Annotated in this window: 9 protein-coding genes; 6 read left to right on the top strand and 3 right to left on the bottom strand. The window is 67.0% G+C overall.

Annotation, left to right across the window (positions count from 1 at the left end):
• The first annotated feature begins 20 nt into the window (after positions 1 to 20).
• The 6 genes from DQ384_RS41905 (at position 21) to DQ384_RS40710 (ending at position 7,756) form a co-directional block, all read left to right on the top strand.
• Positions 21 to 167: a hypothetical protein gene (locus tag DQ384_RS41905; protein WP_181871658.1), complete on the top strand. Its 147-nt coding sequence runs from the start codon at positions 21 to 23 to the stop codon at positions 165 to 167.
• Between the two features lie 259 nt (positions 168 to 426).
• Positions 427 to 1,554, top strand: coding sequence for a methyltransferase (locus DQ384_RS38575; protein WP_181871657.1), 1,128 nt, complete (start codon positions 427 to 429; stop codon positions 1,552 to 1,554).
• A gap of 608 nt (positions 1,555 to 2,162) precedes the next feature.
• Complete coding sequence (locus DQ384_RS38570) at positions 2,163 to 3,173, top strand: tetratricopeptide repeat protein (RefSeq protein WP_114033840.1); 1,011 nt, start codon at positions 2,163 to 2,165, stop codon at positions 3,171 to 3,173.
• Positions 3,174 to 3,580: 407 nt separating this feature from the next.
• A complete protein-coding gene (locus DQ384_RS38565; RefSeq protein ID WP_114033839.1) occupies positions 3,581 to 3,979 on the top strand; it encodes a hypothetical protein in 399 nt (132 codons plus the stop codon).
• A 537-nt stretch (positions 3,980 to 4,516) separates the two neighbouring features.
• Positions 4,517 to 6,208: an RNA polymerase sigma factor gene (locus DQ384_RS38560; RefSeq protein WP_181871656.1), complete on the top strand. Its 1,692-nt coding sequence runs from the start codon at positions 4,517 to 4,519 to the stop codon at positions 6,206 to 6,208.
• A gap of 999 nt (positions 6,209 to 7,207) precedes the next feature.
• Positions 7,208 to 7,756, top strand: coding sequence for a hypothetical protein (locus DQ384_RS40710; RefSeq protein WP_147269065.1), 549 nt, complete (start codon positions 7,208 to 7,210; stop codon positions 7,754 to 7,756).
• A gap of 146 nt (positions 7,757 to 7,902) precedes the next feature.
• Here DQ384_RS40710 and DQ384_RS38555 read toward each other — a convergent pair whose 3' ends face one another.
• From DQ384_RS38555 to DQ384_RS38545, 3 genes are read right to left on the bottom strand one after another with little or no spacing between them, the layout of a single operon-like run.
• The gene (locus DQ384_RS38555; RefSeq protein WP_114033837.1) at positions 7,903 to 8,304 is read right to left on the bottom strand and encodes a DUF6009 family protein; all 402 of its coding nucleotides are present in this window, start codon (positions 8,302 to 8,304) and stop codon (positions 7,903 to 7,905) included.
• A 2-nt stretch (positions 8,305 to 8,306) separates the two neighbouring features.
• Complete coding sequence (locus tag DQ384_RS38550; protein WP_114033836.1) at positions 8,307 to 9,818, bottom strand: DNA primase family protein; 1,512 nt, start codon at positions 9,816 to 9,818, stop codon at positions 8,307 to 8,309.
• The gene (locus DQ384_RS38545) at positions 9,815 to 10,948 is read right to left on the bottom strand and encodes a bifunctional DNA primase/polymerase (RefSeq protein WP_114033835.1); all 1,134 of its coding nucleotides are present in this window, start codon (positions 10,946 to 10,948) and stop codon (positions 9,815 to 9,817) included. The genes DQ384_RS38550 and DQ384_RS38545 overlap by 4 nt, the downstream gene beginning before the upstream one ends.
• Positions 10,949 to 12,017: the final 1,069 nt, after the last annotated feature.

Below are 12,017 nucleotides of genomic sequence, written 5' to 3'. Positions count from 1 at the left end.
CAGCAGAGAGCACTGAGGACGTGCCACTACTCGACGGAGCCGCGGTCAAACCGGCAAGAGAAGAGGCGCAGAACCTCCCGTTCCCGATGCGGGCACCGCACGGCCGCCTGTGGCTGGGCGACTCGCTGCTGCCGAGCGGCGACCAGCTCCATCCCCCCGCGATGTAGCCCTGTGCATGCTCGCCGTGTTCGATGCCAGGGCAAAGACCACCGACGAGTACACGGCGCTGCTAAAGTCCGCCGGCTTATCGGTTCGACTTGGCGATCCAGCCACTGCCCTGGGGCCTGTCGCTGATCTGCTGCCGTATCGCTCCCCCCGGTCATCGCCTGACACCGGCCCGGTAGACAGCTGCACTGGTCTGGTATTGGGCCGCTCTGCCGCCGCGATATTGACGCCAATTGCCGGAAAATGAAAGGCGCAGATTGCATGGAGCTCAACGATGAGCTGTCAACGCTCGCACGTGGCTGCGGGAAGGGCGCGACGCCCCTGAGGCCCTCCCCCGCAGTAGGTGGTGCCGTCGCAGGCACTGCGGGCGCGACGACCATGGTGCGACCGTGGTCGCCTTCGCGCCTCACGCTGACGACGGCCAGTGAGCTGACGACGCAGCGGGCCACCATCGTCGACCAGTTCGCTGCGGCGCTGGCCTGCACGCATGTCGGCCTGTTCGACCACTTGGCCGCAGGTCCGCTGACAGCGTCGGAACTGGCCCACCGGTGCGATGTAACCGAGTCGTCCCTGACCCGGACACTCAGGCAACTGCCGGAGGGCGTCCTCATCCGTATCAGGCAGCGGTACACGCTGGGCCCGCTGGGACAGGCGAGCACGTCAGCCAGTTCAGGCGGGCATCGGATGCGCCCGGCCGTGCTGGTCGCTGGTGCACCGGGATGGGAGCAGGCCGTGAGGGGACTTCCCCCAGCGACGGGTATCCGGGTCTGCCCGCTGGGCGGCTGCTACGGCCTCGCCTACGAGGACCTGCTGCGAAACCCTGTGATCAGAGTGCTGGCCGGTCACTACATGGCCAGGTGGGCACAACGGGGGGCCTCTCGCCTTGCTGGACAGTCATCGCTGTTCGCGGCCGCCACCACCGTGGTGGATGTCACCGGCGGCGGTGGCCTACTGCTGGCCGACATCCTGCAGGTTCAGCAGTCCCTTAGCGCAGTGCTGGTCGATCGGCCGGAGATGCTCTCCACGCGCCGTTGGTACCGCAAGCTGGCCCATCGCGTGCGGGTGGCCGGCGGTGACCTGATGGCCCTCAGCCCTCGCGGCGCGGGGGTCTATCTGCTGGGCAGCGCCATCCGTAGCCACGCGGGCGGCGCCGCTGTGCTGCGTTTGCTGGGACACCTTCGTGGTACGGGCGCCATCGCGGTACTGGTCGACCGGCTCATACCCGAGGGGGTCCTGGCCACGGACATGCAAGGCGCGGTCATGTTATGGGGCGGACAGGAGCGTACTCACAGCGATTACATGGCCCTGGCACAACGCGTGGGTGCGACGGTGCAGATCACCGATGTTGGTGACCGCACCGGCCTGCAGCTGATCACGATGACCCTATGAGATACCCGCAGGATGGTCACCCGGTGAGTCGCGGATCCCCGACCGATGTCACACACCGTGACCCCTCTGTTGCTGGCTTTGCCGATTCCCGCGACAGAGTCGTCCGCCGCCCGACGACGACTGCCGATGTAGCGGGTCAGGATCAACCGGCCGGGCAGGTAGTGGCGAGAAGGCGCCTGACCTGTCCTCTCTCGATCACTGATTCGTCCTAGACAGGCGCCAGCGTCCGTCTTGTCGATCCGCAAGCAGCAGGATGCGCGCCTGTTCGTCGACACGCCACACTGACGGGTCTGGCTTCGTCGCCGAGTGCGGGCACCAGATGTTGGTGAGTGCCGACACCACCCTGCCCGGCCGCGAGGTGGTGTCGATGAGTTCGAGCACCACTCGGCCGGCCGATGGTCGCGGCGCGTTTCTACGCTTCTCGTCGCTGCCGCTTGAAGCTGGGTGACGCGGTGGTGCCCAAGCTCGCCAACATTGATCTTGCTGCGAGATCGCGGAGCGGTGCCGGAAGTGGGCAACATCCGGTGCTCGATCTCGCCTGCATAGCCACGGGTCATTACCCCTGCCGCCACCTACTTACGCCGCGACGACCACAAGGGAACGAGCAAATGAACGACGCACCCCAGGCCGACGCCCGTCCGCTCCCCGTGCAAGCGCAGGACCTAATACGTGACGCGGCACGCGCGGACCTGGTGGTCATGCCCCACCGCCAGCACCTCGGTCCTGCCTACGCGGCATTGCACACCCAGCGGCCAGCCTTCGACCGCGCGACAGCGGCTCTTGACTGGCTCGAACAGCACCTGCCCACGATCCAGCACATGATCAACCTCACCCATCAGCAAGGCATGCATCACCTGCCCTGGCAACTGTGCGAGACTCTGGGCGCACTTCTGCTCTACCGCCCCGCTTACGGCGTCTGGGTGAGCACCCATGAACTCGCCTTGGAGTCGGCCCATCTGTCCACGTCCGCGCGAGCGTTGGCGCAGATGATGCGGGCACTGGCTGCGGCCTACCAGGGGGTGGCCCGCTTCACCGACGCGGCGGCGTTGTACGAGCAGGCCGCGTGCCTGGAGCACGACGCCGGCTATCTGCGCGGCGAAGCCTTGGCGCTGGAGGGCCTGGGTGCCGCCCTTGTGGAACTCGGACGGGTGAATGAGGCGCTGGAGGTGTTTAAGCGGGCGCACGCCATGTTCGCTTACTTAGGCCACCCCCAGGGTGAAGCGTTGATCACGCGGCGGATCGGCGCGGCGCTGGGCGATGCGGGTCGCTACCAGCAGGCCACCACCATGTTGCTCGAAGCATTCCAGAGCTTCGCGCAGGACAACGACCTGTTCAATCAGGCGGGTGTGCTGCTCGAGTGGGCCAAGGTTTCTGCGGTGCAGGGCAAGTCTCAGCGGGCAAAGATCCAACTGGAGACCGCGGCGAAATACGCCTATCTGGTCGGCGCCCGCGCAATGGAAGCAACCGCTTCGGCGTGGCTGGGCAAGATCGCCATCGCTTTGGACGAGGGGGCCGAGGCGCAGCGCCATCTATCCCACGCCTGCCAGTTGCTGACGAAGATGGGCTCTCCTCAGGCTGACGAGGTCCAGATGCTGCTGGAGGAACTATCCCCGGCCTGACCTGCTCGACCTAAGGCTTTCCGTGGCGGTCAGAGCTGAGCACTCACCGGTCCGCCATGGCTGGGGACCGCCGGGCGACAGCACGGTCGGTCGGCAACCATCCAGTGCGAGGATGCGCCAGCGGCGCTCCTCCCGTGGCAGCGGCCAACACCGGTTGGCCTCACAGCAACGGGCGACCATTTAGGTACCACCTATTACTCCCACTACGGCCCACCAAAATAGGGCGGGCTATCCGCGTCGCCGCTGGTAGATGAACTCGCCGGCTACCTTCGATCACAACTCGATGACAGAACTACACCGCCCCTGGGCGCAGCTCGTCACCGTTGTCCTAGGTTCGCAGGCCTCTGACCTCCATGGGGTGAACGCTAGCCCTCACCCCCTGCTGCCGTCCTCTGCGAAGGAATCTGATGAGAGCTCTCACGGCGATCGTGATCTTCTCGCTCCTGGCCACTTCAACCAGCGCTGCCGTCCCGATCCCCCGGGACCAGGCATCAGCGCCCCCGGTCGGCAAGATCGCTGACAACCGCGACAGCAAACGGGACCAGAACCGCCCCCGGCCTTGCTGGTATGAGCCCGGGCCCGACGCCGCGACCATGCTGCGACGGCAGATGGAAGTGAAGGAGTACTACCACCATGTCGTCCCAGGCGGCGACTGGGAGGAGCACATCCGGCAGTTCCGGGAGAAGGTCGGTGTCAAAGGCCGCTGGTGGACCCCCGCATACAACGCCGAGCATCCTGATGGGCTGGCCTGTTGGAGCAGTCTGGACGGCGCGCTATGGGTTCCCGAAGGGGCGCCCCGCCCGTGATCACCGTGACAATGTGGCAGCCGACTGCGCTCAGCGTTACGGACTCGGCCAGCTCCGCACGGCAGCTGTACTTGAGGGTGATCCTTCGTGACGCGCAGGGCGCGGTCATCACGATGCCTTGCCTCACGGGTCTGGGAGCCACTTGCAGTCTGGATGGAGGCTGCTGCTCCCCGCACCCGGTAGTCGGCGGTCATCGGCGCCGTAGGAACTGGCTCGACCATCAGGCCGGCTCTCGGCCGCCGCCGATGGGACCGTCCGTGAGGGCACTCAGGTGGAAATATGCGGCCCCGCGATCGCCGCGACTGCAGCGCTCGCTGGCGCAGACGGCGCCCGCATCACCGGTCGCGGTCCCGGCGACCAAGGTGATCGCCTTGTCGTGAGTCCGTCGGCGCCGATCCCTCAAGGCACGACGCGCCGTGCCCACCGCTCTGTTGCAATGTGGACGGCTCGTCGCCGTATTTGGGGCCAACCCGTACGGCTCAAGCCGCTTTCCCGATTTTGTCGTCCGACCGACCTACGGCAGGAGCGCTGATCTGTGTGTTGAGGGGTGATCCCGCCGCCCTGGAGCGTCTGTGCCGCGACTATGGCGATCGTCTCTACGACTACTGTCGTTCCCTGCTGGACGACGACGATGCACTGTCGGCTACGGTGGGCGCCATCTACGGGGCGGTGACCCACGCCAACCGGTTGTACGACGCCAGGCGTCTACGTGCCTGGTTGTACTCCCTGGCCCGCGCCGAGTGTCAGGCCAGGCTGGCCAGCGTCACGCGCACTGGTTCCTATGCCCGGCAGGGACGCGGCGGACGCCCGGAGCTGGCGGTCGAGGTGCTGGCCTGCCTAGAGCCGCGTGAGCGCGAGATTCTCGATTTGGCCCTGCGCCACGGCCTCTCGCCGGATGAAATGGCCCGGGTACTCGATATCCCGGTGCACGCAGTGGAGTCAGCAGCGCGTTTGGGCAGGCACAACGCTGAGCAGTGGCTGGCCGCCGTCATGGGCGCCAGAAGCGCTACCCCAAGGTGCTCGGTGCTGGCCGACCTGGTGAAGTCTTGGGTGGAATCGCCGACCCGGTTGCTACGCGCGCACATCAGCCGACACGTGCGCGCCTGCAAGGACTGCCAGGACGCCCCACCGAAGCGATCCATCACCACCCTGCTGTCACGCATGCCCATCCTGGCGAGCCCCGCTCCGTCGGAACGGCTTTCCGCTGGCCTGGATGCCTCGGTCACTGCCGCGGAGACCCGCAGTGAGGGCTGGCACCCGGACGGTTTCCCCGTGCAACCCGACGCGCTGGAGGACCCTCCGCCCCCACAGTCGCCGTTGACGGTGGAGGAGGGCTTCGCGCCCGATCGAGCCGAGGGGCAAAAGCCGCCCACGGACTTCTGGGCGCCCGACCCGGAGGCCGCCGATCCCGAGAGCCGCATCCGCTGGGGGCGCGTTGGCCTGGTCACCATGGTGTCGGTGGCTTCGGCGGCCGTGATCTGGTCACTGCTGTTCAACTCCAGCAGCAAACAGCCGATCGACATGAAGGCGGCCGGAGACACGATCGTCGGCCTCACGGCCGATGACTCGCTGCCGCCCCTGGTCGACTCGCCACCCCCTCCGCCTCCCCCGCGCACCGACAGCCCAGCGGGCGCTCGTGGTCCCGTCGACGCCGCCGCACCCAACGATACCCAGCGTGCGGCCATCCGGCCCCGCGACTCCGTGCCGCTCGCGTCGCCGCGGCCCCACCGTTCCCAGCCCTCCAGCAGACCAGTCGCCAAGCCGAAGCGCTCCGGCCCGCCAGCGGCCGACAACGGCCCGAACACCCCTCCTCCTCCGCCTAACACCTCGCCGCCGAAGCCTTCGCCCGAGCACACCTCGAAGTCGCAGTCCAAGCCGACCAGTACCTCCCCCCCTCCGCCTCCCTCGTTCTCTGCGTCCACCGCCTCGGTCGACCTGGGGACCGGCCGGCAGGGTTCGGTGACCGTGAGCAGCCAGACCGGGTCGATCACCTGGCGTGTCGGCGGCTCGGGTGTCAGCGCGTCACCCAGTAGCGGAACCCTCGACAGCGGCCAGAGCTCGACCATCGATTTCTCGCTTCAGGTGAGCCCGGGGGACGTGGGCGACTGCGGCAAGCCCTTAAGCACCTATATGTCGATCTCATGGTCCGGTGACAACAAAGGCACCAAGGGCTCTGGAGCCGTCGGCGTGACCATCACCTACATGAAGCACTGTCCCAATCCCCTCTAGCAGCGAGGAGACATCACGTTTGGGCCGACTTCACAAACGCGAATGGGCCGTGTTTCTCGCGCTAAACAAGCAAGGGAGGACGTCATGGGCGCATCACAAGGGACGGTTTTGGCTACGGGGACTCATACATCAGTGGCTGATCCGCGTGTACCAGCCCTTAAAAATTTCTGGCACCAAATCGCAGTACTTTACAGTGTAGATCACTCTCCTAGCGGTTCTGTCCCGCCGATCTCAAAGGGAAATGGCATGAAAGGTGCGCGGCGACAGTGCGGTGCCGCGAGCGAGCCGACCCCGGTCACGCCGCACCGCTTCCACCCCGGGGAGGGCCCTGATCATGGATCGGCGTGACGACGATCTAGACGCAGTCGACCTGCTGGATTTGACCAACGAACCGTCCTCTGCCGCGATACGGAAAAGACCGTACTCCCCGCCTGCGAAGACAGCCGAATCTGCTCGCGATCTTCCGAAGCCCACCGGAGCAGGCGGCCCGTCCGGTGCACACCGAAGCGGGTTTCGCCGGGTGGCCATCGGCATCGTCGCGACCGTGGGTGTCGCCTCTGCGATTGCGGCTGCGATCGGCTGGGCCGGTGGCCCGGCACCGAAATCCGCTGCCGGGGATCCGTCCTCCGCGGTCCCAGCAGCCGTCGATGAGCCTCCAAGCCCGGTGATGGAGGTGCCACCGCCACAGCCTTCCCGAGCGGCTTCTCCCCTGCCTGCGCCCTCCTCGCCCAGTCCCGTGGCCTCCTCGCCCGCGCCGCGCCCGCAGGTAAGCCGCAGCCAGGTCAGCATCCGGCTCCGGACGCCAGCTCGCCGCATGAGCCCTCGACCTCGATATACCAGCAAATCGACCAGGCCCTCGCATAAGCCCTCACCGCAGCCGCGGCGGCGACCCAAGACGGCTTCACCTACTCCGCCGGGCACCGGCCCTACCGAGCCGCCGCCCCCGCCCTCATCCTCGGCGCCGCCGCAGACCGGCCCATCCGTTCCGCCGCCGCCGCCATGAAGCTCCCCCACACCGACCTTGAAGTGCCCCACACGCGGCTGCGGATCACCAGCCATCGCTTTGACGTGCACGGCAGTGACGGTGACAGGTATATCGGCGTGCTGCGATTGAACACCCGCCGGGTGGGACGGGTAACGGTGAACGACGCTCTACCGATTCACCCCCACAGCGGCAACGTGCAGGCCACGCCACCGCGATCCCATGTGTCCTTCGAGCCGATTTCACACCGATTCGGTTGGGCAGACTTACACACATTCACCGGCCGCTGCCGTTCACAACGCGGTCGCGTGACTCCCGAACAGGTGCTCGCCGATCTGATGGAGGAGCACCTGGTGAATCGCATGGTGTCCAAATGCCAGGCACGTGGCGGCGCCTTGGCACGCCTGCGTCACGAGGGAACGATCCTCTATTTCCCTCTTCGCACTTGTCCCAGAACACCCGAAGAACGGCTGGCCACCGTGCGATACCTCCAGCGCGTCGCAGGACGACAGGAATGGCAGATGTGGCAGGGCGCCAGATGGGGGCCGCTGGTAGCCGGGACCTGACGGCTTGGACCGGTCGCCCTGGCATAAGACGGACCGGGTTCAGGCCATCCCGACAGCAATGGACACTCGCCGGGGGACCCCCGCTGTAGCTCCAACGATGTGCAACGCTCAGTCGACAACCCGCCGGCATCCGTAGCCGAGCCGGGTCACGACTTAGGCAGCGTCATCCCGAGTTCGACCATGGCCTGCGACGGCGGCCCTCCTTGGGAACGCTCGGTCTTGTGGCCTTCCACCTTCGGGGCCAGTGTGCGGGGGTCCACGGCCTCCAAGGGAGCGCCGGTCGCGTAGACACCATCAGGCTGCTCATCTCGGTCGTGCGGCAGCAGCCAGAACACCCGTCGACGGAAGGTACCTGAGACTGAGGCCTTGGCCTGCTTGCCCAAGATGGCATAACCGACCATGCGACCGTCACGATGGTAGGCCGGCCTGGTGCGGCGGCTTGGCAGCCGATCCAAGCTCTGGCGCACATAGTCCAGGCAGTCGATGTCCTCCAGCCAGACGATTTCAGTCTCATGCACGAGATCGGCCCGTTCGATCAACGCGCTCACTGCTACGGCTCCTGAGGGTCGAGGCCAGGGATCAAGCCGATCCCTGGGTAGTACTTACGCGAGTTGGACAACACCATCGACTTGGGTGAGGCCAATCCGAGCGCCTCACGGATACGAGCGGCGAAGGCTCGGGCGGAGACGGGATTGGCCCCCTCAAAGCCGCACCATCGGGTGTAGGCGGTGTAGAGGTGCGCTTGCTCTTCTCGATGGGCAGGATCGAGTTTGCATGCCTCGGCGATGAACCGTCCCACGTGATCCTCCGTCTCGGCGTAGGCGTTGGTGGCCACCAGGACCCTCTCTGGTCCGCTCAGATCTTTCTCCCCTGCCAGATAGCGGCGGGCCCCGTCGACCAGCCAGGCGAGGATACCCGGGCCTTCTTCGCTCACCAGAACACGCGCCAGATTGTCGATCTTGCGTTCTTCTGGGACGACGCGCGTGAATGGGATGAGCCGGATCCGTCGCCAGAAGGCGAACCCGCCGCTGGTGACCTCGGGCCGGTGGTTGCCGAGCAGCCAAAGGTGGTGCGTCGGATCGAAGGAGAAGAAATCCTGTCGCATTCGCCGCGCTTTGATCTTGTCGCCGCCGGTCAGTAGTTTGACCCGGGCCTCGTCGAACTTGTCGCCGGGCTTGAGCTCCGAGCAGACGATGATGCGCCTGCCGTGGAGCTCTGCCAAATCAGTCGGGTGACCGTCGAAGGTTTTGGCCATCAAGAAGCCCGGCGGAGCGGCGTCTGCGTAGTCGCCCAGAAGTTGGAGCATCACCTCCAGCAGGACCGACTTGCCGTTCTTCCCTTCTCCGTAGAGGAACGGCAGGACCTGGGCGCCGACGTCACCTGTGATGGAGTAGCCGAGCAGCAGGTTCAAAAAGTTCAGGGTTTGTCGGCCCTCGGGGTCGCTGCCGAAGATGTCGCCCAGGAAGCGTTCCCAGCGTGGGGTGTCCATGCGCGCCGGGGCGACGGTTGTCGAGCGTGAGTGAAAATGCCGGGTCGGATCCGGCGGGGTGAGGAGACCGGTGCGCAGGTCGACGACGCCGGCCGGGGTACACAATGCATAAGGGTCGGCGTCCAGCTGCGCAGCGTTGAGGGCCATGCCAGGAGCGGCCTTGGCTTGCATCAACAGCGCGTTCATCCCCGAGGTGGACAACGAGCGGCGGCGGTGCCGGCGCAGGTCTGTGTCGGTGTAGTGACCGCGGGGGTCTTTGAGCGCGAGGTTCTCGGCCATTTCCCCGGCTGACCACACCACGGTCTCGCTGTCGTCGAGCTGCCAGCGGTGGTCAGCCCAGCGGTACCAGCCCAGTCCCGGAACGTGCCGGAAGTCCTTGCTGTAGAGGCGTACGAACAGCTTGGCGTTACCTCGGTCGGACAGCGAGTCAGGCAGCAGGCCATGGCTGGTGATGGTCTCGAGGGAAGCGCGAGGCGGTGGCGGTTGCGGCTGGGCCGTGGGGAGGGATAGGTCGAGCATCTGCTGGGCGGTCGCCCTGGCGTCGAAGCCGCCGTGTCCCGTTGGGACGTTCATGTGCGTCCCTGAGGGGTGAGTGGCCGCCGGGCACCGGCGATCAGGCCGTTGCGGATGATCTGAGCGCAGCGCCGGTCCTGGCCGGGGCGGGCGTGAGCGGCGGCTTGGGTGAGAAGCTGCTCGGCTTGGTCCTCCTGCAGGTGTCCGGAGGCGATAAGCCCGCCGGCGGTGTAGGCGGCGCGGTTGAGTTTGCCGGTGAAGCCGGCGCCTTCGGGAACGCTGGCACAGGCCAGGACCTCAGCAAGGACGGTGTCGAGCGCTCGGGCGACCGCAGTGCGGCCACCACCGACGCTGAGGACAGCCTGACGGGCACGGGGGGGCACCAGGTTGTGCGCCGCGGCCTGCTCCGGCGCTGCGGTGGCCAGGTGTCCCGTGCGTGTCAGCTCCTGCGCCAACCAGTCCGGCAACGGCGCGGGGTGACGGCAGCTACCGAGCACGCTGTAGGTGCCCGCGTTGGTCTGGGTACCGGGGGCGATGATGTAGCCGCCAGCGGCGCGGACATCAACTTGCCATGCCAGGGCCCGGCCGGAGCTCGACCCGGTGGAACACAGGTAGGTAGGAGCGCCGGTGCGGTACCACACGTGCAGGCCGCCGGAAGGGGTGCGCACGCGCATGGTCGTCTCATCCCCGGCGGGGTCAGGAGCGCCCCGCAAAGCAGAGAGTAGCGCAAGGGTGTGAAACCCTGAGGCGAGCCCGTTGAGGTCGACCCGGTCGTCGACAGGGATGCCTGGCAGGATCCGATCCCGGGCGGGGACGGGGCCAGGGTGGGCGTCGATGTCGATGACGACAAGCCGGGCCGGGCCGCAAGCGATCCCGACGCCGAAGTCCGGCCGCGCACTCCACCACCGGGCGATGAGCTGAGGGTCGGTAGTGGCGGCGTGGAAACCATGGCACCAGCGACCAGCGGCCAGGCACGGGCAGCCGGCCGGGACATGGTCACGATCGTTCCGACATGCCCGGCAGTTTCCCGCGGGAGTCTTGCCCCGTGGGGCGAGCGGATGGACTGGCCACCCCTGCGCAGCGCACCAGCGGGCGATAGCCAGCGACCCAGGGGCGTGCGTAGCGGGACGGTCAACCTCAACGTGGGGCGGCGACACGTCATCCCTTCTCGTCCCGGGCGGGCCTGCCATACGGAACTCAGCCTCTGCCAACTCCCCGGGCCGAGAGGCCGATTCCCGCCAGCAGCTACCGAAGCGACTGTGCTTTGGAACATGGCGAGGACAGGTTAGCGGAGATCCTCTGGACGGCGTGGGATCACATGTCCGTGGCGGGATGTCCGCGCGCAATCGCTTCGGTCGCTCGTACCGATGCGCCTGAAGGACCCCAGGTCATGGCGGTTCACCGCACCCAGCAGCTACCGAAGCGACTGTGCTTTGGAACATGGCGAGGACAGGTTAGCGGAGATCCTCTGGACGGCGTGGGATCACATGTCCGTGGCGGGATGTCCGCGCGCAATCGCTTCGGTCGCTCGTACCGATGCGCCTGAAGGACCCCAGGTCATGGCGGTTCACCGCACCCAGCAGCTACCGAAGCGACTCAAGAGTTCCACTTATCACGCGCCCGTGCGCATGGGAGAGCTCGTCATATGTCTCATCCTGGAGTCGCTTTGGTCGCTGACTTTCCTGTCTCCCCCCTCAGACCTGGGGGTTTGCCAGCGACCGAGCAACAGCGACCGACATTTTCCTCAGTAGCTGTCAGCTTGGCTTGGCAGGCCGAGACCGAAGAGCCACACCACATCCCGTTTCCTCGGGCACTACTAGCTGGTGGATTCACCGCGGCGGACTGACAGTGCCCGCGCCCGGCGACGTCGTCACCTTCCCCGACGGCCGCACCGCCGTGGTGGTCGGCGCCGGCTGGGCCACCGGTTCGGACCGGCCGGACGCCTACTTCGTGCCGCCCGCCGGGTATGGCCTGCGGAGTAGGCTCCCGGTGCCCGCTGAGACGCTGAGCCCCGCCACCGGCGGCCGGGACGGCCACAGCGACCGGCCCGCCTGGGTCTCGGCGATCCAGCTGGTCGCCATCGAGGCTGAGCGCCAGGCCCGCCAGGACGCCGAACGCGCCGCGTGCGAGGCCGCCGAGGACGCCAAGCCCAAGGCCGCCCGGGACTGGCATGGCACATCACCGCCCGGGTGCGCGTCATCGCCGAGACCACCACCGGCGCCCCCGACGACCCTGGCCCGCCCGCGGCCACCGCTGGAC

The organism is Sphaerisporangium album (assembly GCF_003323745.1).
Classification (GTDB): domain Bacteria; phylum Actinomycetota; class Actinomycetes; order Streptosporangiales; family Streptosporangiaceae; genus Sphaerisporangium; species Sphaerisporangium album.
The sequence above is the reverse complement of the archived record's forward strand: the minus strand, read 5'-3'. Positions and strand labels throughout refer to the sequence as shown.